The organism is Bradyrhizobium hereditatis (assembly GCF_020329435.1).
Classification (GTDB): Bacteria; Pseudomonadota; Alphaproteobacteria; order Rhizobiales; family Xanthobacteraceae; genus Bradyrhizobium; species Bradyrhizobium hereditatis.
The window spans coordinates 66,198-89,856 of the sequence record NZ_JAGKJK010000020.1 but is presented as its reverse complement, the minus strand read 5'-3'; the positions used below and the strand labels follow the sequence as shown (position 1 = coordinate 89,856).

General features: G+C 62.7%; 19 protein-coding genes. 9 read left to right on the top strand and 10 right to left on the bottom strand.

The features are described from left to right. Positions 1-44 precede the first annotated feature (44 nt). A complete protein-coding gene (locus J6524_RS32240; RefSeq protein WP_225677926.1) occupies positions 45-1,328 on the top strand; it encodes a DUF1236 domain-containing protein in 1,284 nt (427 codons plus the stop codon). A 140-nt stretch (positions 1,329-1,468) separates the two neighbouring features. On the opposite strand, the gene J6524_RS32235 is transcribed toward J6524_RS32240, so the two are convergent. Next, positions 1,469-3,061 (bottom strand): gamma-glutamyltransferase, encoded by a 1,593-nt coding sequence (locus tag J6524_RS32235; RefSeq protein ID WP_225677925.1) that lies wholly within the window; start codon positions 3,059-3,061, stop codon positions 1,469-1,471. A gap of 289 nt (positions 3,062-3,350) precedes the next feature. On the opposite strand from J6524_RS32235, the gene J6524_RS32230 reads away from it, so the two are divergent. The 4 genes from J6524_RS32230 to J6524_RS32215 all read left to right on the top strand — a co-directional run bounded on the left by J6524_RS32230 (position 3,351) and on the right by J6524_RS32215 (position 6,108). Continuing rightward, the gene (locus J6524_RS32230; RefSeq protein ID WP_225677924.1) at positions 3,351-4,076 is read left to right on the top strand and encodes a Crp/Fnr family transcriptional regulator; all 726 of its coding nucleotides are present in this window, start codon (positions 3,351-3,353) and stop codon (positions 4,074-4,076) included. A gap of 89 nt (positions 4,077-4,165) precedes the next feature. Continuing rightward, positions 4,166-4,393 (top strand): HWE histidine kinase domain-containing protein, encoded by a 228-nt coding sequence (locus tag J6524_RS32225; protein ID WP_225677923.1) that lies wholly within the window; start codon positions 4,166-4,168, stop codon positions 4,391-4,393. A 426-nt stretch (positions 4,394-4,819) separates the two neighbouring features. Next, positions 4,820-5,203 (top strand): DUF6894 family protein, encoded by a 384-nt coding sequence (locus J6524_RS32220; RefSeq protein ID WP_225677922.1) that lies wholly within the window; start codon positions 4,820-4,822, stop codon positions 5,201-5,203. 173 nt (positions 5,204-5,376) lie between these two features. After that, the gene (locus tag J6524_RS32215; RefSeq protein WP_225677921.1) at positions 5,377-6,108 is read left to right on the top strand and encodes a gamma-glutamylcyclotransferase; all 732 of its coding nucleotides are present in this window, start codon (positions 5,377-5,379) and stop codon (positions 6,106-6,108) included. Between the two features lie 274 nt (positions 6,109-6,382). Here J6524_RS32215 and J6524_RS32210 read toward each other — a convergent pair whose 3' ends face one another. Then, on the bottom strand, positions 6,383-7,210 hold the full coding sequence (locus tag J6524_RS32210) for a hypothetical protein (RefSeq protein ID WP_225677920.1): 828 nt from the start codon (positions 7,208-7,210) through the stop codon (positions 6,383-6,385). Between the two features lie 1,119 nt (positions 7,211-8,329). Between J6524_RS32210 and J6524_RS32205 the strand changes: the two genes are divergently transcribed. Then, on the top strand, positions 8,330-9,988 hold the full coding sequence (locus J6524_RS32205) for a flavin-containing monooxygenase (RefSeq protein WP_225677919.1): 1,659 nt from the start codon (positions 8,330-8,332) through the stop codon (positions 9,986-9,988). Between the two features lie 37 nt (positions 9,989-10,025). Here J6524_RS32205 and J6524_RS32200 read toward each other — a convergent pair whose 3' ends face one another. Together J6524_RS32200 and J6524_RS32195 are read right to left on the bottom strand one after the other, a co-directional pair. Further along, positions 10,026-10,877, bottom strand: a complete 852-nt coding sequence (locus tag J6524_RS32200; RefSeq protein ID WP_225677918.1) for a phytanoyl-CoA dioxygenase family protein — start codon at positions 10,875-10,877, stop codon at positions 10,026-10,028. A 66-nt stretch (positions 10,878-10,943) separates the two neighbouring features. Further along, a complete protein-coding gene (locus tag J6524_RS32195) occupies positions 10,944-13,622 on the bottom strand; it encodes a flavin-containing monooxygenase (RefSeq protein ID WP_225677917.1) in 2,679 nt (892 codons plus the stop codon). Positions 13,623-14,083: 461 nt separating this feature from the next. Between J6524_RS32195 and J6524_RS32190 the strand changes: the two genes are divergently transcribed. After that, positions 14,084-14,830, top strand: a complete 747-nt coding sequence (locus J6524_RS32190; RefSeq protein ID WP_225677916.1) for a carbonic anhydrase family protein — start codon at positions 14,084-14,086, stop codon at positions 14,828-14,830. A 79-nt stretch (positions 14,831-14,909) separates the two neighbouring features. Here the strand turns inward: J6524_RS32190 and J6524_RS32185 are convergent, their stop codons facing one another. Beyond that, on the bottom strand, positions 14,910-15,836 hold the full coding sequence (locus J6524_RS32185; protein ID WP_225677915.1) for a LysR family transcriptional regulator: 927 nt from the start codon (positions 15,834-15,836) through the stop codon (positions 14,910-14,912). A gap of 215 nt (positions 15,837-16,051) precedes the next feature. On the opposite strand from J6524_RS32185, the gene J6524_RS32180 reads away from it, so the two are divergent. Then, the gene (locus J6524_RS32180; RefSeq protein WP_225677914.1) at positions 16,052-17,029 is read left to right on the top strand and encodes a Bug family tripartite tricarboxylate transporter substrate binding protein; all 978 of its coding nucleotides are present in this window, start codon (positions 16,052-16,054) and stop codon (positions 17,027-17,029) included. 246 nt (positions 17,030-17,275) lie between these two features. Further along, entirely contained in the window at positions 17,276-17,944 is a 669-nt protein-coding gene (gene tenA / locus J6524_RS32175) for a thiaminase II (RefSeq protein ID WP_225677913.1), read from the top strand. 51 nt (positions 17,945-17,995) lie between these two features. Here tenA and J6524_RS32170 read toward each other — a convergent pair whose 3' ends face one another. The 5 genes from J6524_RS32170 to J6524_RS32150 all read right to left on the bottom strand — a co-directional run bounded on the left by J6524_RS32170 (position 17,996) and on the right by J6524_RS32150 (position 23,600). Next, entirely contained in the window at positions 17,996-19,186 is a 1,191-nt protein-coding gene (locus J6524_RS32170; RefSeq protein ID WP_225677912.1) for an ABC transporter permease, read from the bottom strand. 2 nt (positions 19,187-19,188) lie between these two features. Further along, on the bottom strand, positions 19,189-20,349 hold the full coding sequence (locus tag J6524_RS32165) for an ABC transporter permease (protein ID WP_225677911.1): 1,161 nt from the start codon (positions 20,347-20,349) through the stop codon (positions 19,189-19,191). Continuing rightward, on the bottom strand, positions 20,346-21,026 hold the full coding sequence (locus tag J6524_RS32160) for an ABC transporter ATP-binding protein (protein ID WP_225677978.1): 681 nt from the start codon (positions 21,024-21,026) through the stop codon (positions 20,346-20,348). The genes J6524_RS32165 and J6524_RS32160 overlap by 4 nt, the downstream gene beginning before the upstream one ends. 48 nt (positions 21,027-21,074) lie before the next feature. Further along, entirely contained in the window at positions 21,075-22,136 is a 1,062-nt protein-coding gene (locus tag J6524_RS32155; RefSeq protein ID WP_225677910.1) for an efflux RND transporter periplasmic adaptor subunit, read from the bottom strand. Between the two features lie 450 nt (positions 22,137-22,586). Then, positions 22,587-23,600 (bottom strand): zinc-dependent alcohol dehydrogenase family protein, encoded by a 1,014-nt coding sequence (locus J6524_RS32150; RefSeq protein WP_225677909.1) that lies wholly within the window; start codon positions 23,598-23,600, stop codon positions 22,587-22,589. Positions 23,601-23,659 lie beyond the last annotated feature (59 nt).

Below are 23,659 nucleotides of genomic sequence, written 5' to 3'. Positions count from 1 at the left end.
CGGCGAACGTTCGCTTGCGAAACGCCGATGTGGAGGATGTCCAGATGCGCAAGCAATTATTGTTATCGACAGGAATTATCTGCCTGATGCTGGCACCGGCCGTTTCCTATGGCCAGGGGCCAGGAGCAAGAGGCGAAGAGCAGAAGCAGATGCGGCCGGCCGAGACCGGCAAGGGCGCTACATCGCAGGAACGCGGTGCCGAGCGAACGCAGGAACGCGCGAAGGGCGCGGAGCAAAGGACCCAAGGCGCGGCGGGCCGTGAGGAAAAGGGCGCCGGTTCCCGGCAGACCGAGGAGAGAGGCAAGGCGGCGCCATCGGGCGAGCGCCCGGCGACCGCAGCCGATGACAAGCGTGGCCGCGGCGATGACGCAAGATCCCGCGAACGCGCGCAGGATTCCCGCCAAGGTTCACGCCAAGGCGGCCGCGATGCGCAAACCGCCCGCGAAGGCAAGGACGCCAAGGATAGGGGCAAGGGCGGTGCCGAAATGACTCGCGAGGACGCGCGCGGCAAGTCCACGGCGGAGCAGGAAAAGTCGAAGGAAGGAACCACCTCCGCTCAGAAGGAGCGGGAGGGAATGACGACGACGCAGAAAGAGCAGGGCCGCGATCAGCGCGACAGCTCGAAGGACGCTGCGGAGCGGGGTAAGGATGCGGAGCGACCGTCTACCGCGACCGATACCACGCGAACGCAGCCTTCCGGCCAGACCACGCAGAGCCAGACCACCCAGACGCAAACGAGCCAGCAGTCCAACATCTCGGTCGACAAGCAAGTCCGCATTTCCGAGACCATGACGCGCGAGCGTCTCGCGCCGCCCGAACGCAACCTCAACATCTCGATCCGGGTCGGCGAGCGAATTCCGGAGCGCGTGCGGGTGCGTCGCCTGCCTGACACCATCGTGTCGATCGAGCCGGCATATCGGGGCTATGACTACTTCACGACCGAGGAAGAGATCGTGATTGTCGAGCCTCGCACCAAGCGGATCGTCAGCCAGGTCCCGCGTGATGCGTCCCGCATTCGCGCCGCCGGCGGCGAGACCGGCACCGGCACGACGAGCGGCATAGCCGGATACACCGGCACGACGGCTGCCGCCAGTGGCGCCTCGCCATGCCGCATCATGCGGCGTGATACCGCCGGGAATCTCACCGAACTGACGCCGCAGACCGTCGGCTCGACGGCCGCGCAGCAGGACACCATAAGCGTCACGGTCCGCGTCCCCGGTGGCGCCTCGACCGCGCCGATTGCGCTGGGTGCGGCAGACGGACAGATCGTGGTGTCAGGTCAGAGCGGCGCCGACTGCATGGTGACGATCGAGCCGCAGCCGCGGTAGTCCTGCTTCGTCACGTTGACGGTCCATTGCGGCGGGCCATTATCGCCAACGGAAAAGTGCAGCACTCTCGTTGCCGCACTTTTTGCTGTTCGCGCACGGCCGTCTCAGGGTGACCGATCACAAGTTTGCTTCATTCGGCCTCACCCCTCCGCCACCGCCTCGCTCCAGGCGTGGAATGGTTCGGTGGCGCCGCTGTTGGTTTCGCCGTTGCGCATCACGATGCTTGGGACGGCGAACTTCATCGGCAGCGCCTGCACGCCCGCTCGCTCGTAATCGAAGCGCGCGGCCAGTGCCTCGTGGGTGGCCTGCGGCAGGCGCTTGTCGCCGATCACGATCGTGCCTTCGCTCGCATCGATGCGCGGCTGATGAATTGCCGCGTCGAGGTCCATGCCGTAATCCATTACGAAGGAGAGAAGCTGGCTGACTGCGGGGAGGATGCGCCGGCCGCCGGAGGCGCCGACCGCAACGCGGCGGCCGTCGGCAGCCTGCGCCAGTACCGGAGTGTAATTGGTCAGGCACCGCTTGCCGGGCGCCAGCGAATTCGGCGTGCCCGGCGTCGGGTCGAACCACATGATGCCGTTGTTCATGGTGATGCCGGTCTTTTCAGCGACAAACTTTGAGCCGAAGGTCGACAGCAGCGTCTGCGTCACCGCCGCCATGTTGCCGTCGCGATCGACCGCCGAGAAATGCGTGGTGCAGGCCGGCGCCAGCGCTTCGGCGCCGAGCGAGCGCCTGCCGTCTTGATCGCCCATATCCTTGAGCCGCTCGCGATAGGCGGCCTGCAGCGCGGATGCATAGGCGGCGTAGGCCGCCGCATCCGGTCCGCCGCGTGCGGGCTCAAGATCTTTTTGCAGCAGCCCGAGCGTGCGCGAAAGAGTGGGACCTGCGGTGAGCTCGGGCGTCGCGAACACCTTGCCGCCGCGATAGGGGATCGCCAGCGGTTCGCGCAAGTGAGCGCGAAATGGCTTGAGGTCTTCGACCGAGAGCGCGCCGCCAGCACCTTGGATGTCCGTAACAAGACTCTTCGCGATATCGCCTTCGTAGAAGTCGCGCGCACCCGCGCTCGCAAGCTGTGTCATCGTGGCCTTGAGCCGGTCCTGCGGCAGGCGGACCTCAGACCTGATGCCCCATTGCGGGTTCGGCGGCAGGCCGTCCACCAGATAGGCGGCGGCGCTCGCCGAATAACGCCGCAGATCGGCAGCCGAACTCGAAATCATCACGGTGGTCCACCAGTCGACCGCGAGGCCTTCATCGGCGAGCTTGACGCTTGGCGCCAGCAATTCCTTCCAAGGCATTTTGGCGTGGCGGCGATGCGCCTCCTCCATGCCGGCGACCACGCCCGGCACCGCGATCGAACCGGGGCCGTGAATGTTGCGGTCGTCCTTCACGCGCGGCCACGGGAAGATGTCGGAAGCCGCACCGCTGCCGGTCAGCGGATAATCCGCAGGATTCAGGCTCGCCGGCGCCCGCATGCCGTAGTCGATCACTTCATAGCGATCTTGGCGCGCGCGGTAGAGCACCATGGCGCCGCCGCCGCCAAGCCCACTCATCCAGGGCTCCAGCACGCCAAGCGCAAACGTGGTCGCGATGACAGCGTCGATGCAGTCGCCGCCCGCAGCCAACACTTCGGCGCCCACTTCGGCGGCCCTGCGCGATTGCGCTGCAACGACGCCGGCTTTGGAACTTACGGCTGGCTTGCGGGTTTGCTGGATGTTGGAGAACTGGTCGCGCATTAGGTTGCCTTTGTTATTGGCGTACTTTGGTGGTCCGCTAGCACTCCAGCGGACTTGCTGCTGTGCCGGCCTTGCGACGTGGATACGGGTTCCCTCCGCTCATAGAAGAAATTCCGCTATGCCGATAGAGGCTCGCGCGCAGGGCCTCATTCGGAAGTCGTAGATGGCAGCCAGCCGATTTTTGACTTGCACAAGCTTCTGGCACGGCGCAATCTTTCTGGAACTGGGAAGTTGGCTTGGTGTGTCGCTCGGACAACAGCGAGTTGGCGCGCCGTAGAGGGGTAAAAAAATGCCTCACGCTTCGAACTTCCTGCTTGGCCAGCTTGCGCCGGCGACCCTTTCGCGCCTTGCTCCTCATCTCTCAGTCGTTGATCTAGCTGCGGCAGAAGTGATCGCCGAACCACACCAGCGCATCCAGCGGGTCTATTTTCCGCATTCCGGCATCATCTCCTGCATCGTCGAGCTCGCTGACGGCTCTACCATCGAAACTGGCATGATCGGCCGTGATGGCGTCTTTGGTGCGAGCCAGGCGCTCGACGACAAGGTGTCGCTCAATCTCGTGACGATGCAGATCGGCGGCAGGGCTTCGGTCATTCCGCCGGAGAGGCTGCGCGCGCTTGCGAGCGATATGCCGGATTTCAAGGCACTGCTGGTGAAGTACGAGCAGTTCTTCCTTGCACAGGTGCAGCAGACCGCCGCCTGCAATGCGGTCCATGATATTGATGCGCGCACCTGCAAATGGCTGGCACGCATGCACGACCTTGCCGGTCCCGATCTCTTGCTGACGCAGGAGTTCTTTGCCCGGATGATGGGTGTCCGGCGCACCAGCGTGACGACGGTAGCCGGCGCGTTGCAGGACGCCGGATTGATCTCCTATAGCCGCGGACGGCTTCACATCGCCGATATCGAGCAGATACGCAAACGCGCCTGCGAATGCGATGACGCCGTTCGATCGCACTTTCGGCGGGTGTTCGCGCCCGCAGAGACGGATACGCAGAAGGATCGATGCGTGTGATGGTGGCGTGGGCGGCAGCGTAATCTCACTGCTGCAGATCGCGACGCCAAGTGATCGAACCGCCTGATCGAATCCCTCAGGACCCCGGCTTGCTGCCCGCACTCGACGAGTTTCTTGCGCCAGGACTCCGCCAGATGGGTGCGGCGCGCGTTCGTCGCCTGGTCTCCCAGGAATTCGTCAATCAATTCGACGGCCTGTTGTCGGTATTGGCCAAACCACATGGCCTGCTGGTCGATTCCGAATGGCAAGGCGTCGATCTCCGCGCACTGGTCGTCAGCAACTCGAGCCCTGCCTGTTCCGGGGACGCGACCGGCTGAATATCAAAGGGGGAGCCGGTTACCTTGCCGTCTGATCTCGCAAGTCCGTTCGGCTTTGTGTTGCACGAGCTGGCAACCAATGCCGCCGAACATGGCGCGCTCTCGTAGCCTACGGGCAAATTTTCTTTGGGTTGGTCAACATCGATCAGGAACCAGAAGCAGATTCTGAAATTCGTTTGGAAGGAGCTTGGCGGGCCGCAGGTGAAGGAGCCCGATCACTGGGTACGGAACCTCGGTCATCGAACGCGGCGTTCCTAACGCCGGCGCGCGCCGGGAGTTTTCGCCTGAGGGGATCGCGTTCACCATCGATTTTCCACTGAAGGCGGAGATTCTCGTGAACGCGTGACAGGGGTCAATATACGAACACAAGGCCCGACACACCCTGATCTAGTCAGGTGAACGTAGATACCTGCGATAGGAGGACTCATGCCACTTTATTACTTTATTCTGAAGGCAGGCTGTCATACCTATCCGGACCGTGAAGGCCAGGAATTTCCCGACGACGCGGCAGCGCGGGCGCATGCCCATGCTGTGGCGCGCGAACTGATGCGTAACCGGGAGAGCAGCACTGCCCATTGGCGTATTCAGGTCTGCGACGACTACCTGCAGCCGCGATACGACTGTCTTTTCGTTGATGTCGACCGCACGCCCGGACGCTTCGACAGCGATTTCCGCAGCGTCACGAAAACGACCGCACCGAGTGCCGCTGCGCTACGCGAGTCGATGTGCGAGATCGATGCCGAGATGAACAATTTGCGGCAAATGATAGGTCAGATGGCATCTATGATGTCTCATCGGCCACCGGGCTGACGCGTCCGCATGGCCGACGAGTTCTGCTCTGCGATGTGGATGCTGCCAGACCTTAAAAATATGGGCACATCATGAGATAATGACCTGCGAACGCCGCGTGGTTTGGATTGGCGTCCATTCCCGGTGATGGCAGATTGGCGGGCAGTGAGACATCTGCACAGGGGGATGCAGGCTTGACCGCGGACGCATTCATTCACCTGCCCGACTTACGCGCGCGGGTGACGCATCCGGAAAAATCGCTGCTGCGCCTGACGCCGGAGATGTTCTCGATGTGGGAGCAGCGCGCGCGGGCCGCGGGATGGCCGGTGAACTGGCGGTTGTCGGACGAGGAAATCGAGGCGTCGCGGCTCGCGGTGCTCGGCGATCATCCTGATGGCTGTGACCTCTGGATCTTCTCGTACGGCTCCTTGATGTGGGATCCCGGATTTCATTTCGCCGAGGTGCGGCTTGCCGACGTCAAAAACTATCAGCGCCGCTTCACCCTGAAGATCAATCTCGGCCGCGGATCGCACGATTATCCGGCACTGATGTTGTCACTGGAGCCGCAGCAGGGACGCTGCCATGGCCTGGCATTCCGTATCGCTGCTGATGCGGTCCATACCGAGACCGCGATCCTCTGGCGCCGCGAGATGATACGCGGCGGCTATGCCCCGGCGATGGTGCCGATGACGACGCCGCAGGGGCCGATCACGGCGCTCGCCTTCGTCTCCAACCCCACACACCCGAGCTATGTCGGCGAGCTGCCGCTTGTCAAGACCGCGGCGATAATCGCGAGCGGGAAGGGCGTCCTCGGCACCAACCGGGAATATCTCGTGCAACTGGCGACGCAGCTCGAAGCGTTGGGAATCGAGGATCCGTATGTCGAACAGCTGCATGCGCAGATAGGTGCAGGTCCGGCTGTCTGACCTAAAGCATGATGAAATTAGATGTGATTGCGACCACGAAAAAGGTGCACTCCCTCTCCCGCTTGCGGGGGAGGGTTGGGGTGGGGGTGTCTCCGCGGGCGACACTGCCCGAGTGGAGAGAGCCCCACCCGGCGCTTCGCTATAGCCGAGGCTTTGCCTCGGCGTCTCAGAGGACGGCCACCGAAGGTGCTACGCCTCCCCCGCCAGCGGGAGAGGTCTGCGGCCAACTCGATCTACCAAGAATCATCATGCTCTAGCCTTCCGACAAATTTATCTATGGGCTGGCAGCCTCGCTCGTTGAGTTGACGGCGACAGCGATCGCCTGATTGAGCAGCGCGAACAGCTCGTCGGAAAGCTCCATATATTCCTGCTGGTCGTTGCCATCGAGTCCCAGGTCGTTCCACGAGCCCATTCCACCGAACACCCAAGACGCCAGGACGGCGCCGAGAAGCTGTCTGGCTTCGAGCGGCATGGCCGGTGTCGGGGCAAGATCGGAATGGTAGGTCTCGGCGAGCGGCTCGGCGGACGAAAATTTGTCGGCCGCATTGCGGAATGCATTGGCGAAGTGCTCAAGCTTCTGTCTGGCTGCAAATGCCTCGATCTTCGCCAATACGATCGACAGATCGTGTCGAAGTGCCCCGAGGCTGCGCGGCTGCAAGGGGATATGAGCACCGCCGTGGAACGTCCGGAAATAGGCAACATCCCAGATTTTCCGATCGGGATCGTCCTTGTTCATGACCTGCCATCTGGCTTCCCACAAATCGGACGCCTGCGCCTGCCGCGTCTCGATCACCCAGCGCCCGCCGCCGCCGACAAAGCCGACCGACATGCGATCGCTGATCCTTGGATCGTTGCGCGGAACGTCGTGGAGACGCAGGCTGATCGTGCCTTCATCCCTCAACCGCGAGATCCATTGCATCGGATCTTCTGCGAAGGGGTGTTCGGTCGGCTTCGCCGGCTCGCCGCCCAAGGCGACGAACCGCACGGCCTTGCAGAACTTGAACACAGTCGCGGCCGGCCAGAAATTCTCCCGCTGATAGCCGCGAAGAATGTCGTTGCCAAAAATCACCAGCGCGGCGGCCTGGGCGGTTGGTCCTTGCACGATTAACTCCGGTTTGACCCCGTGAGGAGTATCGATCGGCTGTGCATTTGCCGTCAACGCTGCGGCCGGCGGTCAGCAAGGCGCGACAGCTGCGTAGGGTGGGTAAAGGAGCGCAAGCGACGTGCCCACCATCCATCAGCGAGCGCGCTGTGAAGTGGGCACGCTGCGCTTTGCCCACCCTACGATTTCAATTCTCATGGTGAGCAGGCGCGTGAGCGCTGTCTCGAGCCATGTTGCCCGGCCGGTGCCACTCATCCTTCGAGACGCAGGCTTCGCCTGCTCCTCAGGATGAGGTCGAACATATGTGACTGCCCGACCGGCAAATCACTTCTGATTTTCAGAAATCGTGTCAAGTCCCGGAATCAAAAATATTCCGCTTTCGTTTTCACCCAAATCAGTCGCATAACACCACTCGTCTCACGGCAAGATGAGGGGCGCTCGCGAACGTCACGAACGCGCGGTGAGATGCGATGGACGCGGAAGGCGCGAGAGACGTTGCGCGCCGGAGGCGTGCGGTGAAGTCGTGTGGTCCTGATGTCGCGGTGCTGGCATTAAGTCTCCAGCAGAAGCGAAGCTTCTCGGAGGCGACGGTGGCAAAAGAGCCGTTCGCCGGGGAGATCACGTATAAGCCGTAAAGCCATTGCGCAGGGAAGGCCGGGATGCTCCCGCCGAACCTGTATGCTCGTGTGCGTTTCCTTATGCGCAACGGCACACGAGACCGCGGGTGCGGCGCGCACCCGGTCTTCCCTGCGCCCTCTAATTGGAGAGGGCGGAAGAAGAAAGATGCAAACCTCGGGCAAACATGTCGCGAGATCGCTGAACTATATCCACGTCATTGCGAGCGCAGCGAAGCAATCCATTGTCACCTCAGCGCGGAAGGATGGATTGCTTCGCTTCGCTCGCAATGACGCGGAGAAGCCGCGGCGTACTGGATCCCCCGCATGCGCGGGGGATGACAAGAGTGTGTGGATGCGCCTGCCGGATCTCCATGATCCACCGCCGGTTTCGCAACGCAGCCCGGCTTGCTGACGCAAGTGCCAGCCCCCGGCGAACTGCTATAGTGCGGTCCGGTCGCGCCGAGATCGCGGGCAGCAAGAACAATAAATTGGGAAACCGCGCATGACCGGGGACATCAAGCCGCATTATGAGGTCGTCGTCGTTGGCGCAGGCGTCTCGGGCATCTACCAGATCAAGCGGCTGGCAGATTTAGGCGTCGATGCCCTTGTGCTTGATGCCGCGCCCGATCTCGGCGGCACGTGGTACTGGAACCGCTACCCCGGCGCGCGCTTCGATTCCGAGAGCTATACCTACGGCTATTCCTTCTCGAAGGAGCTGCTTGAGGAGTGGCATTGGAAAGAGCGATTTTCGGCGCAGCCGGAGAACCTCCGCTACCTCAACTATGTCACCGACAAGTTCGACCTTCGCAAATACATGCGCTTTGGCCGCAGGCTCGAGGCGGCGGCGTTTGACGAGGCCGGTCATCTCTGGCGCCTGAGGCTCGACGACGGCCGTGAACTGAGCTGCCGCTTCCTGATTCTTGCGGTGGGACTATTGTCGACGCCGACGCTGCCGCGGCTAGAAGGCATGGACACGTTCAAGGGACGCTCTTTCCACACGTTCTATTGGCCGCATGAGCCGATCGAGCTAGCGGGCAAGAAGGTCGGCATCATCGGCACCGGCGCTACCGCCATCCAGGTGATCGGCGAGATCGCAGACAAGGTCGGCGAGCTTACCGTGTTTCAGCGGCGGCCGAACTGGAGCGCGCCGCTCAACAACAGCCCGATCTCAGAACAGGAGATGGCTGACATCCGCTCGCGCTATGACGAGATCTTCGCGGCCTGCACGCGGACGCCCGGCGGCTTCGAACATGAACCTGACAGGCGCGGCTTCTACGAGGTCACGCGCGAAGAGCGGATCGCGCTGTGGGACAAGCTCTATGACGAGCCCGGCTTCGGCATCTGGCTAAGCAATTTCCGCGAGATCTTTACCGACGAGGTGGCCAATGCGGAATTTTCCGCCTACATCGCCGACCGTATCCGGCAGCGCGTCAAGGATCCGGTGACCGCGGAGAAGCTGATTCCGAAGGACCATGGTTTTGGCGTGCAGCGGGTGCCGCTGGAGACCAACTATTTCGAGGCCTATAACCGCGACAATGTGCATCTCGTCGACATCAGCGAAACGCCGCTTCTGCGCGTCACCGAAACCGGCCTGCGCACCAGCGCGCGCGACTATGCGCTCGACATCCTCGTCTATTCCACCGGCTTCGACGCCATCACCGGCTCTTTCGATGCGATCGATATCACAGGTGTCGGCGGGATGAAGCTGGCAGACGAATGGCGAGACGGGCCCTCGACCTTTCTCGGCATGATGGCGCACGGCTTTCCGAACCTGTTGATGCCGACCGGACCGCAAAGCGGTTCGGCTTCGACGAATTTTCCGCGCGGCATCGAGAACGGCGTCGGCTGGTGCATGGGCCTGCTCGAGCACATCTGGCGCCGCGGCTACACCCGCGCCGAGCCGACCATCGAGGCGCAGGCGCGCTGGACCGCGCATGTGACCAAGATGTACGCGATCATGCTGATGCGCAAAGCCAAGTCCTGGTTTACCGGCTACAATTCCAACGTCCCCGGCCATGAATACGGAAAGACGCGCTACCTCGTCTACAATGGCGGCACGCCGAAATACGTCGCTGCGATCACGGAAGTGGCGCAGAAGGGATATGAGGGAATTGTGTTCGAGACGGAGGCGCGGTCAGCGAAGGCAACGGCAGCCGAGTGATTTCGTCTGTCTGATCCGGACTTCGCCGTCCGTACCGTCACTGCGGGTGCAGCAGCCGACGCGGATGGACGCCGTCGACGTAGCCCATGAAGGGCGGATGGATCGAATAGCCGATCAGCTCGCGGGCGCGCTCGGGCAATTGGCTAGCCAGTTCGGCAGGGACAGCGAGCGCCATGTTCTCGAGCTGCCGCGCCCAGCCGACGCAGTATTGTGGCGTGATGATGAGGCGCGGACGGTCCGAGCGGTTGGCGCCGCCCCGGTGCCACAGCGTTCCCTTGGTGATGGCGAGCGATCCGGACGGCATGACCAGCTTGATCGCGTCCGGCCGATCGCCTTCCTCGTGAGCGGCTTCGTTGGTGAAGTGAGCGGGCTTCACCGCGCCCTCGATATACTCCCCATCCCACAGATGGCTTCCCGGAATGATTTCGGTGGCGCCGTTCTGCTCGGTCGTGTCGTCAATTGCCCAGAACGTGCTGATGCCCAGCGCAGGCCGCGGCCGCGGAATTTTGATGCCACTGTCGTCAAAGTGCCAGGGCTGCACGGTCTCGCCGGGATGCAGATTGATCGCGAGCAGGGCAGACAACAGGCAGCTCTCGCCGAGTTCAGCTTCGACAAAGGCGAGGGCGAGCGGATGGATCACGAGCTCGGCGAAAATCGGCGATTTCGCCAGCAGGGCGTACACGCGGTTCGTCTTCGTGCCTTCGAAGTCGTTGCGGCCGAACAGCTCGCGCGCCAGATGCGGCGCCAGCGCCGCGCGGATTTCGGCGACGCGATCGGGCGCAAGAACGCGTTCAAAGATCAAGTAACCGCGCTGGTCGAACTCTTCCCGCCAGGAAGCGAACGATCGTCCCTTGAGCCAGGGGGATACTTGCTCCGCTGTCGTCGCCATTGGCGCTCTCCTTCGCGAGCTTGCGGCCGCTCGGAATTAGCCGAGCGGCCCGCGCTGCCTTGCGCGTTACTCCGCAGCCGCGTTGACCGCGATCGGCGAGAGGTCCTGGTCGGTCTCCTCCAGCTTCTTCGGCAGCCCCGCAAAGCCGCGCAGGGCTTCGGCCATTTTCACGCGTGCGCTGACGCCGGTGATCACCACGTCCACCATCATGAGCGAGGTGTGGATATGGCCGCGCGCCTGCAGCTGCTCGACCGGGACGCCGGCCGCCGCCAGTCCTTCCGCATATTCTATGCCCTCGTCGCGCAAGGGATCGAACTCGCAGGTAGCGACGAATGCCGGCGGCAGGCCGGCGAGATTGCCGCGGAGCGGCGCAACGCGCGGATCGGTGCGGTCGGCTGGCGAGCAATAGATGTCCCAGAACCAGAACATCATCGAGCGCGTCAGGAAATAGCGGACCGCATTCTCGGTGTAGGAGGGGCGGTCGAACCTGCAATCGGTGACCGGGCAGATCAGGAGTTGGCCCGCAATCTCCGGCCCGCCACGGTCGCGCGCGAGCTGGCAGGTGACGGCCGCGATGTTGCCGCCAGCGCTCCAGCCTGCGACCAGTACCGGTCCGGGCCTGCCGCCAAGTTCAACCGCATGCTCGGCGATCCAGCGCGTCGCCGCATAGCCATCCTCGGCTGCCGCCGGGAAACGATGCTCCGGCGCATGACGATAGCCGACGCTGACGACGATCATGCCGCTGCGCCGGCAGAGGTCACGGCAGAACGGATCATCGGACTGCTCGTCGCCCAGCACCCAGCCGCCGCCATGGAAATAGACTACGATCGGATGCGGCCCAGGCGTTGCCGGCCGATAGAGTCGATACGGCAACAGACCATCGGCGCCGTGCACCACGCCGTCCCCGACTTCGCCGACCGGCCGTCCAGCGGGACGGCCCTTGTTGAACTCGGTGAGAAAGTCGCGCGCGCCCTGCGCGCCCAGCTGCTCGATGACCGGAAGGTTCATCTCCGTCAGCATGCCAAGCACGAGCCGTACGTCCGGCTGCAGGTGTACAACCTTGCCGTCGTTGCATTGTTCGGCAACATCAGGACCGGTCATCCGGAAGCCGAGCATGCCGCGCGCGACGACTTCATTGCAGATGCTGCGGTATGGGCCGACGCCACCACAATATGGCATTACGCCCCACGCCTTGCCAGGAACGTTGGCGCCTGTGTACCAGGTGTTGGCGAGCCGATGCAGCGTGAGCATCGAACAGTCGGCCATGTGCTGCGCCCAGCCAGCCTGCGCTGTTTCGGTTGCCTCGATGGTGGTGAAGCCGGCCTCGCGCATTGCGGCCAGCCTGTCGACCACCCAGTCGACATGCTGCTCGATCGAGACCGCCATGTTCGACAGCACCGACGGGCTACCCGGTCCGGTGATCAGGAACAGGTTGGGGAAGCCCGCGACGGTGAGACCGAGATAGGTCTGTGGGCCGTTGGCCCAGACGTCGGACAGCGACTTGCCACCACGGCCGGTGATCGGATGCACCGCCTTGACCGCGCCGGTCATCGCGTCGAAGCCGGTCGCGAACACGATCATGTCGACATCGAACGTGCGTTTGTCGGTTGTGATGCCGGATGCGGTGATTGTCGTGATCGGCTCCTGCCGCAAATTCACCAGCGTCACGTTGGGGCGGTTATAGGTGGCGTAGTAGTTGGTATCGAGGCAGGGACGCTTGGCGCCGAACGGATGGTCGCGCGGAGTCAGGGCTTCGGCCGTCTCGGGATCCTTGACGATCTCGCGGATTTTTTCGCGGATCAGGTCGGCGACGAGCGCATTGCCGTCGACATCGACACCCTGGTCGGCCCAGAGCTGGGTCAGGATGTAGACGAGATCGCCGGTGGCCCACGCCTTTTCGAAGCGCTCGCGGCGCTCGGCATCGGTGAGTTGCCAGCTCACCGCCATCTGTTGCGGGTAGGGGACGCCCGCGAGCGACCAGCGCGCCTGCTCGCGATACGCGGCGCGGTCGCCTTCCAGCATCGCGAGGCGATCGGCCGGCGCAGGACCATTATGGGCGGGCATGGCGAAGTTCGGCGTGCGCTGGAATACCGTGAGATGCGCCGCCTGCTCCGCGAGCAGCGGAATCGCCTGGATGCCCGACGATCCCGTGCCGATCACGGCGATGCGCTTGCCGGCGAGCTTGACCTCTTCATGCGGCCAGCGGCCGGTGAAGTACACTTCGCCCTTAAAATCCTTGACGCCGTCGATCTCCGGCGGCTTGGGCGCGGAGAGGCAGCCGGTCGCCATGATGTAATAGCGGCAGGAAACGCTGGCGCCGTTGCTTGTTGTGAGCTGCCAGCGCTGCGCGCTCTCATCCCAATTGGCCGATATGACCTTGGTGTCGAAGCGGATGTCGCGCCGCAGATCGTAACGGTCGGCGACGAAGCCGAGATAGCGCAGGATTTCCGGTTGGGTGGCGTATTTCTCCGACCATTTCCACGCACTCTCCAGCTCCGGATCGAAGGTGTAGCTGTAGTCGATGGTCTGGATGTCGCAGCGCGCGCCGGGATAGCGATTCCAGTACCAGGTGCCGCCGACATCGCCGGCTTCCTCGATTACGACCGCGGAGAAGCCGGCCTTGCGCAAGCGATGCAGGAGATAAAGACCGGCAAATCCGGCGCCGACCACGGCGACATCGACCTGTTGCGTTGTGCCGCTGTTGGTCGTTTCAGAAGAACGTGCTGCGACCGCTGCGTCTGGCATGCCACTCCTCCGTGTGTTTTATGTTTGCGGGTAGGCTACTGCCGCATGGCCAGTTTGTCATCAGGCCAAATTCAATCTTCGGTAGCTTCCTGCCGACGCGCTTTGACAAGCTTTATGTTTTGCAGGCGCCACCGAGCAGGGCCGCGAGGCTTTCCCTCACTTCCATTGAAGTGCTATGCGAAGTTCTGATAAGTTGTCTTATTGGTATTTGGCTCGTCGACGCTGAGGAATGGAGAGTTCCGTGAGCGCGTCATTTCCATTCGAGCGCGCGCCATCATCTGCCAAGGTTCAGTATCGCTCCGCACGTGATGCACTTGTGCGCACAAGCCTTGCTGCTGCACGTGAAAAAAGCGCCGGTATTGAGCGGACACTCAGGGCTAAACTAGGTTGGAGGGTTGGAGCTGCGGTCATGGGTGAAGGCGACCGTGGCTGACAGCATAGCCACTCGTGGGAGATAACCTATGCGCCAGAAATACGAGCATCCTCGGGACTGCAACTGTTTAGGTCGCCGGAATTTTCTCAACATGGCGGGTAGCGCATCCGCTCTGGGGCTAGCCGGAGCCGGCGGCTTTTTGGCTCCGGCCTATGCCGACGCGCTGTCCAAGGCGCAGCGGGATAGAATGACGCCGGATCAAATCATCCAGGTCATGAAGAATGGAAACCAGCGCTTTCGCCGAGGCGAAAGAAAGGAGCGCAACTATCTTCGTGAGCAGAAGGCAAGCGCATCGGGGCAATATCCTGCCGCGGCGTTGCTGACCTGTATCGACTCCCGTGCACCGGCCGAGGTGATTATGGATCTAGGCATCGGCGACATCTTCAACTGCCGCGTTGCCGGCAATGTCGAAAACGCCGATATTCTCGGCAGCCTCGAGTTTGCCTGCAAACTTGCCGGCGCGAAGGTCGTGCTCGTAATGGGCCACACCGCGTGTGGTGCGATCAAGGGCGCGATCGATAATGCCGAGCTGGGCAACCTAACGGGATTGCTCAGCAAGATTAAACCGGCAGTGGAAGCGACGAAATACGCGGGCGAGCGTTCCGCGAAGAACTACGACTTCGTCAACGCTGTCGCGCGAACGAATGTTGAGATGACTGTCGCAAACATTCGGAAGGGCAGCCCGATCCTTGCCGAGCTGGAATCCAAAGACAGCATCGATATTGCCGGAGCAATGTACAATCTCGAAACGGGCGCGGTGGAGTTCCTGGCCTGAAGCTCGCCGCGTGTTCGTAAGCTGTGATGCCGTGCCACTGTGCCGAATTGTCGGACGATGCACTTCGCAAGGCAGTTGTCTAGCGCTCGGTCGCGCGGCGGCGCTCGAATCCAGTGGCCGCCCAGTTCGGACTGAAGTCGAGCGTGAAGTCGCGTAAACTCTCCACGGCAGGCGAAAGCGATGTGCTGTTCCGCACGAACATCGCGATCTTCCATTTGACGATGGGTTGCGTGAGCGGCATGAATTTCAGTCCGAAACCGCGCACAAGCGGCTCCGCCATGGAAGGGCAGATCACGGCGCCTTGCCTCACCCGAAGCATCGAGAGCGCGGTGTTCACCCGGTGCACCGCCACCAATTCCTTAGGGTGATGCCGCGGCGGCACGTGGCTCAACACGTTGATGGTGATGTTGGGCATGTAGTTGAGCAGCGGCCGCTCGCGCAGATCCTTCCAACTGACCGATTTGCCTTTTGACAGCGGGTCATCGCTGCGGAGCGCCACGCAGAGCGGATCGGCGCAAATCATGTGCATCTCGACGGATTGATCAGGAACGACACCGGCTGGCCCGAAGCCGATGTCGACCGAGCCGTTCTGCAGGCCGGCCAACACCTCCTGAATCGGCACGTCGTCGAAGCGGACGTCCACGCCGGGATGACTGCCATTGTACGCGGAGATCAGCTCCGGCAGCAGCGTGCAGGATAGCGTCTCGGGTGCCGCGACGCGCACGAGCCCGCGGCGGAGCTCCTTGAGATTAGTGAGATTCTCCAGCGCGTCATCCAAATTTGAAAGCACGCGCCGCGCCATCGGCGCGAAGATCTCGCCGACGGCAGATGCGGAGACCTTGCGGGTGGTACGGTCGAGCAGGCGGACGCCGACGCGGCTTTCGAGCTCCTTGATCAGGCCTGATAGCGCGGCCTGCGACAGGTGCATGGCCTTGGCGGCTTCCGAGAAGCTCGCGGTGTCAAGCACGGCCAGATAGGCGCGCAACTGCCGCAGTGTCACATCCATCGCCATCGCCCGCGCCTCATCTTGTTTCGGAATTCATAGGCCAGGCTTATTAATCGGTCAAAAAGTACGCATTGTTCAATAGAAATCGCGTCTCTATCGTTGCGCCCTCGATAACAAGGGCCAGGCGAAGCGGCGACGCGATCGTATCAATGCGGCTCGATGAAAATGGGATGGACGCGCCGAATCGCGCCGTAGCTCATTCCCGGGAGGCATTCATGAACATCACACGCCGAACCATGCTGGGGACCGTTGCCGCCGGCTTTGTCGCAAGTTCCGGATACGAGGCATTTGCCCAGGGCGATTGGCCGTCGCGGCTGGTCCGATTGATATCGCCTTATGGCGCTGGCGGATCCAACGACATTTCCCTGCGTATTCTCGCCGAGCAGTTTGGCCGCAGCTTCAACCAGCAGTTCATAGTCGAGAACAGGCCGGGAGCGGGCACGCGCATCGCCAACGAAATGGTCGCGCGTGCGATGCCCGATGGATACACCTTCCTCTACGCGGCAGCGCCCTATGCCACCGCCGAGGCACTGTTCGGAAAGTTGAAATACGAGCGCAAGGATCTGCAGCCGGTGGCGATGGCGGTGATGGCGCCGCTGTTTCTGATCGTCAACGCCAAGGCGGGTATCACGAACCTGCAGGAGCTGATCGCGCGCGGCAAGTCGCAGGCCGATGGGCTGACCTTCGCCTCTCCGGGCGCGGGCTCGCAGCCGCATCTGGCGGCCGAGCTGTGGCTGCGGGACGCCGGCGTCAAGGGCCTTAACGTGCAGTACCGCGGCGATGCGATGGCTTACACGGAGCTGCTCGCCGGCCGCGTCGACGCTACCTTGACCGCGATCAGCACGGCGCTGCCGCACATTCAGAGCGGCGATTTCCGCGTGCTTGGGGTCGCTTCCGCCGAGCGCAGCGCGATCTATCCGGATGCGCCGAGCTTGCGCGAGCAGGGATTTCCCAATGTGATTGCATCCGGCTGGTTCGGCTTCATGGTGCCAGCGGCCACGCCGCAGCTGATCATCGGGCGGATGCAGAACGAGATCATTCGCGCGCTAGCCGATCCTGAGGTGAAGCAAAAGCTGCTCGCCCAGGGGCTGGAAGCACATCCCGGCACCGCCGCCGATTTCGGCAAGTTCATCGACGACGAGACGCGGAAATGGGGCGACCTGATCCGCGCGACCGGCCTCAAGGGAGAATAGGCCAGTTATGCGAGGGAAGAATACGTCGGCGTTGCTTTCGTGACCTGAACTTCAGAAATTGGCAGCCCTCAATTTGAAGCGTCGTGCAACTTTAGGGCGACCAATGTTCTGGGTCTGCAACGGCGAAATGACGGCCGAAACAGCTGTCCTAGAATTGTTACCGAAACTGCAGTGGCCGGCTCCATATCGAAGCACTATTGTTAGAAACGCGTAGACACCCTGGAAGGCGGGAGCCGGCGAGCGATCGTGAGTTTCTTCGAGCGTCTCAAGAAAGAAGCATCCGCGGAGTGGCGGGCTTACACCGAACACCCCTTCACGGAGGGGGTGGCGGATGGCTCGCTACCTGAGGCGGCGTTTCGTCACTACCTCGTTCAGGACTACTTGTTCCTGATCGAGTTCGCCCGCGCTTACGCCCTCGCGGTCTACAAGTCGCCCGGGCTCGCCGACATGCGTGAGGCGGCGGCGGGCCTCTCGGCGATTCTTGACGTCGAGATGAACCTGCATGTGAAGCTCTGCGCCGGCTGGGGTCTGTCGCCCGACGATCTCGAGCGAGCCCCTCCGGCGATCGAGATGTTGGCCTATACACGCTACGTGCTCGACGCGGGAATGCGCGGCGATCTGCTGGCGCTCAAAGTGGCGCTGGCTCCCTGCGTGATCGGCTACGCGGAGATCGCGACGCGGCTTGCCGCAAAGCCCAATGCGATGGGGGCGACGAATCCCTATCATGGCTGGATCGCCGAATATGCCGGTGCGCCGTACCAGGAGGTCGCGGCGAAGGCGCGGGCACACCTGGATGGCCTCGCCGACCGCTACGTCACGCCCGCCCGCGAGGCCGAACTGATCGCAATCTTCAAGGAAGCGACCCGGCTCGAGGCAGATTTCTGGGAAATGGGTTGGCGCGCGGGGCGGGCGTAAATATTCATCGACGTGCCCGGCCGGCAAAGCCGCGACAGGTGTTTGCCGGCATCAGTTCGCGTACAGCCCCTCGACGATCGGCAACCGCGCGGCTCGTAGCGCCGGAAACAGCCCGCCGATCAAGCCCACGATCAGCGCCAGCGCAACGCCCTCGGCGATCAGCCAAGGACTGAGCTTGAAGTCGAAAACCACCTGCGTGAAGTTGCCGCCAAGGGTCGACGCCGTGACGCCGTCGAAGATCAGATAGGTGGCGGCGGCTCCCAACAGGCCGCCGATGGCGGCGAGCAATAGCGATTCGGCGAGCGTCCCGACAAAGGCGGGAAAGCCGCCGAAGCCGATGGCGCGCAGCGTTGCGATTTCCGTCGCGCGCGACGCGACCGACGAGTACATGGTGTTGAGGGCGCCGGCGATGGCGCCGAGCGCCATCGCGATTGCGAGCGGCCAGCCCAGTTTCTGAATGAGGTCGGAAGTCTGCGACGCCTGTTCGGCGAAGTAGGCTGCCTCGGATTTGACATCGAGCTTCAGCCGCGGATCGTTGTCGCTGTAGCTTTTGAGCTCATTCAGCGCAGCGGGGCCGGTGAGGCGCGCGCGCACGGTCTGCACGATGTTGTTGCGGTTGAACAGGCTCTGCACCACGTTGAGATCGGCCCAGATCTCGGATTCAAACACGCTGCCGCCGGACTCGAATATGCCGACGACGTTCCAACGCGTGGCGCCGAACGAAACGGTGGAGCCGAGATCGAGCCCTTCGAACTCGCGCAGCAATGCCTTGCCAACCACCACCTCATTGCTGCCGCGGTTGAACATGCGGCCTTCAGTGATGGTGATGCCCTTGCGTGACTCCGAACCCTGTTCGCCGATCCCGCGCAGCGGCAGATTGGCCTTGGTCTTGGTCGAGCGCTTGATGCCGTCGACCACGAGATAGAGTTCCGGCGAGATCAGAGGCTTGCCGTCGCTGCCGCGCGCAATCCCGGGACCGTCTTCGATCAGGCGCACCTGATCGCGGCTCACCGTGCTGTTGATTTCAGCCTGCGAGCCGGCCCGCAGCACGATCGCGATGTCATCGGCGCCGGAGCCCGCGATGGTGCGCTGGAAGCCGTTGGCCATTGCGAGGAAGGCGAGCAGGACGATCACGACCAGTGCGATCGCGATCACGGTCGAGAGCGAGAGCCAGCGCCGCTGTCCAATGCTCTTGAGATTGATGGTGGTGACCGCCGCCACCTGAAGCCAGAGCGAGCGCATACCTATCCCCGTCCAAGCGCAGTTGCGATTCTAAGCCGCATGGCGTTGAGCGCCGGAATGATCCCGGTGATCAACCCAAGTGCGATCATCAGCCCCAGCCCCTGAAGGGCGATGGTCGGCGATACCGAAAAGGCGGGCGCGACGTTAGCGAGGCTGTTGCGCAGCGCCATCGCGATCAGCGCCGCAATCGCGAGGCCAGGAATGCCGCCGAGCAGCGCCAGCAACACGGATTCGCCGAGCACCATCGTCAGGATCCGCGGGCCTGAGAACCCGAGCGTTTTCAAGACGCCGATCTCGCGGGTGCGCTCGCGGATCGACAGCGCCATGGTGTTGCCGACGATCATCAGGATGGTGACGAAGGCCGCGCCGACCACCAATAGCACGATCAGCGCGATATTGCCGAACTGCGCCGCGAACGCCTTGCCGAAGGCCTTCTCCGTGTCGGTCGAGGTCTCGGCGGTGGAGTTGGCGAACATCGCGTCGATCGCCTTTGCGACGCGGTCGTTATTCTCGGGCGAGGTGGTCTGCAGGATCATCCAGCCGATGGTGTCCTTGCCGAAACTGCGGGTCTCGTCGAAATAGGGGTATTGGAACAGGAGGAAGTTGGTGTCGACATGCTCCGCTTTGCCCTTGACGATGCCGGCAATGGTGAGGTCCCAGGTGTGTCCGCCGCTCTTCTGGCTGAAGATATTGCTATTGAGAGGAATACGGTCGCCGATCTTCCAGCCCCATTTCTGCGCCAGGCTTTCGCCGACCACCGCGCTGCCGCGGTCGCGCATGAAGGCCTGAAGCTGGTCGGGCGCAACCTCGAATTCGCTGCGGTACACGTCGAAATAGGTATTCGGCTCGATCGCGAGCGCCATGATGAAGTTTTTCGGGTCTTGATAATAGCCGCCGAACCAGTTGGCGAAGGTCACCTGCCGCACGCCTTCGACTGATTTGACCCGATTGAAATAGGCGATCGGCATCGGCTGGGTGAAGTTGATCTTGTTGACCGTGATCATCCTATCGGCAGCGGCGCGATCCTCGCCGGCGTTGAAAGCGCGGTAGAATCCGGCGAGCACGCCGAAGATCATGAAGGCGATCAGGATCGACACGATCATCAGGCTGGCGCGCAATTTGCGGCGGAACAGGTTTTTCCGTACCAGATCGAAGTCGTTCACGCGGCAAGCTCCCGTTCGACGAAGCGGCCCTTGTCGAGATGCAGCACGCGCTTGGCATAGTTCGCCGCGGCGGGATCGTGCGTCACCATCACGATGGTTTTGCCGAGTTCGCCATTGAGCAGTTGCAGGATAGACAAGATTTCATCGGCGGATTGCCGGTCGAGGTCGCCGGTCGGTTCGTCGCAGAGCAAGAGATTCGGGTCGGAAACGATGGCGCGCGCAATCGCCACGCGCTGCTGCTGGCCGCCGGACATCTCGCGCGGGCGGTGCTTCATGCGGTCGGCGAGGCCGACCACGGAAAGCGCGGTTTGAACGCGGGCGGCGCGCTCCTTGCTGCGTAGTTTCGTCAGCAACAACGGCAGTTCGACGTTCTGCGCCGCGGTCAGCATCGGCATCAGATTATAGAACTGGAAGATGAAGCCGATATTGGCGGCGCGCCAGGCCGCCAGCTCGCCCTCGGAAAGGCCGTCGATGCGCCGGTCCGCGACAGAAATTTCGCCTGCATCGGCGCGGTCGATGCCGCCGAGCAGATTGAGCAGCGTCGTCTTGCCCGAACCGGACGGTCCCATCACGGCGATGAAATCGCCGCGAGGGATCGCCATATCGAGATGATCGAAGATCGAGATCGTTTCCTTGCCTTTGGTGAAACGCTTGGCTACGCCAGCAAGGCGAACCATCGGGTGTTCGGCTGTCACGTTTGTCTCCTCTTCTATATCGGCCGGGAGTTAGTTCGCGGCAGCGGCTTCAGCCGTGCCATTCGCCTTGGCCTCGCGCATGAAATTCACCTTCACCGCCATATCGGGCAGGATACGCGGGTCCTTCTTCTCGAAGCGGATGCGCACCTTCACCGTGGCTTTTTCGCGGTTCGCGGTCGGCACGATGGCAATCACCGAGGCGGGAATCGTCCAGTCCGGATAGGCATCTAGCACTGCGTTGACGGGCCCGCCGGGCACGACCCGGCCGATAAAGGCTTCGTTGACATCGACCTCGATTTCGATCGAATCCATGTCGACGATGGTGCAGATGCCGGTGCGCGTGTAGCCGCCGACCGACATCGGCGAAATCATCTCGCCGGGCTGGGCACTGCGGTCGATGACGACGCCGGAGAACGGCGCCTTGATCTGGTGCTTTTCGAGCATCGATCCTGAGCGCTTGGCATCGATCTTGGCGGTCTCGAATTGCGACTGTGCCTGGCGCAGTTGCGCGCTGAGCACGCCGACGCGCGCCTGCGCCTTGGTCAGGTCGGCCTCGGTCGCAAAATTCTTCTGCGACAGCGTTTGCACGCGCATCATGATCCGGGTCGCGTCTTCCAGGTCGGCGGTGATCGCGGCGACCGCGGCATCGGCCGTCTCGACGCGCGAGCGCGCCAGTTCATAGTCCTTTTCGGCTAGCACGCTGTCGAGCCGCGCGACCACCTGGCCCTCGGTAACCGTCATGCCTTCGTCAATGAAGACCTCGACCACCTTGCCGGTGATCTCGGCTGCCACGGTCGCCTTGCGGCGCGCCACCACATAGCCGGAGGCGGCGAGACTGCCGGCGGCTTTGTTATTCGTGGCGGCCTGCGGAGCGGGCGGCGGTGTCTGCGGCTGCGCCGTTGGCTGGGGCGTGGTCTCCCTCGGCTGGTCCTGCCGGCTGAATTCGTACGCGCCAAAGGCAGCGAACGCGACGACGAGGCAAACGGCAGCGGTCGCGGCGATCGGCAACCAGCGGCGACCGGACCGTTCCACCTTGTCGGCGCTGCGATCGATGGTCAGCGATCTCAAGAGTTCGCTCTTGTCTTTGGTCATAGCTCATTTCCATCCGACTGCTCGCTTGCTGCTTCCGCGCGGGCGGCATCGTTCTCGCGCAGGTAGCCTCGCTCACAGCCGGTCTACATGTCTCGCGGTCGTAGGGGCGGGCCCTCAGCTTTCGGTGAGGCGGTGACCCCAGCTCGGTTGCAAACCCCGTTCAGCACTCGCGAGCGCCAGGCGGCGCCGGTTTTTCGGCGAGGTGAATGGCGGGAATTTAGAGCCTAATGATGACGGAAGCAATTCCTGGAACCAGTAGGAGTTGTGCGCCGTGTTGCCAGTTGTGGCCATGAACACGAAGAATCCTCCGCGTAGACGATCTTCGACGCCCAGTACGCTCAAAACTGGGTAAATCCTACAGTGGAACCTGTCGCAGGAGCCAGCGTCGGCGACCAATCTGAGGCCGTGACGACCCATCGTGACTCGCGCCAGCATGGCGAAATGTCGCGGTCAGTCGATCTCGATCGCCACTTTCCCCAAATGTGCGCCGCTCTCCATATGGAAAAACGCCTGCTTCGCCTGATCGAACGGAAACGTCTTGTCGATCGCCGGCTTCATCCGGTGAACGGCGATTGCCTCGACCATCGCCCTGAGATCCTCGACCGATCCGACGGTGACGCCCTGCAGCCGCTGCTGCTGCATCACCATCAAGGGCAGCCGCAGGTCTGACGGTGGCGGTCCGGCGAGCACGCCGATGAAGGCGATCGTGCCGCCGATCCTGGTCGCTCTAATCGATTCGTTCAGCGTACCGACCCCGCCCACCTCGACGACGAGGTCGACGCCCTGACCGCTCCATTCGCGGGCCTTCTTTCCCCAGTCGGGTGTCGCCTTGTAGTTCAAGGTAAGATCTGCGCCGAACTGCTTGAGACGCTCGATCTTGGCATCGCTCGAGGAAGTTGCGATGACACGCGCGCCGCACATTTTCGTAAACTGAAGGGCGAAGAGAGAAACACCTCCGGTGCCTTGTGTCAGAACGATCTGGCCGGGTTTGATGCCGCCGAGCTTGACGACGGCGCTCCAGGCCGTGACGCCGGCGCAGGGGAGCGCGGCGGCTTCGATGTCGCTGAGGTGCTCCGGCGTTCTGACCAGCGCGTGCTTTGGAAAGATCCGGTACTGCGTCAGGACGCCGTCCACGGAGCCACCGAGGGCCGCGCGCATCTTGGCTTCGCTGGGTTCGCCGGCGATCCAGCTTTCAAAGAAGCTGCCGATGACGCGATCGCCGGCTGCGAATTCCCGCACGCCGGGACCGACCCGCTCGACAACGCCCGAGCCGTCCGAAACGGGCACCAGCGGAAATTTCTGGCGCGAGCCGTAGCCGCCCTTGACGGTGAGAAGATCGCGATAGTTCAGCGTGGCTGCTTTCAGCCGCACCAATACCTGGCCCTCGCCGGGCTCCGGCACCGGCTTGTCCACGAGGGCGAGCCCATCGATTCCGCCCGGTCCCTGTAGCTCGTAGCACTTCAACGGAATCTCCTTCGGCTCAGTCGGGTAAGCGCTATATTGCCGCAAAGGTTCCGGCGCCG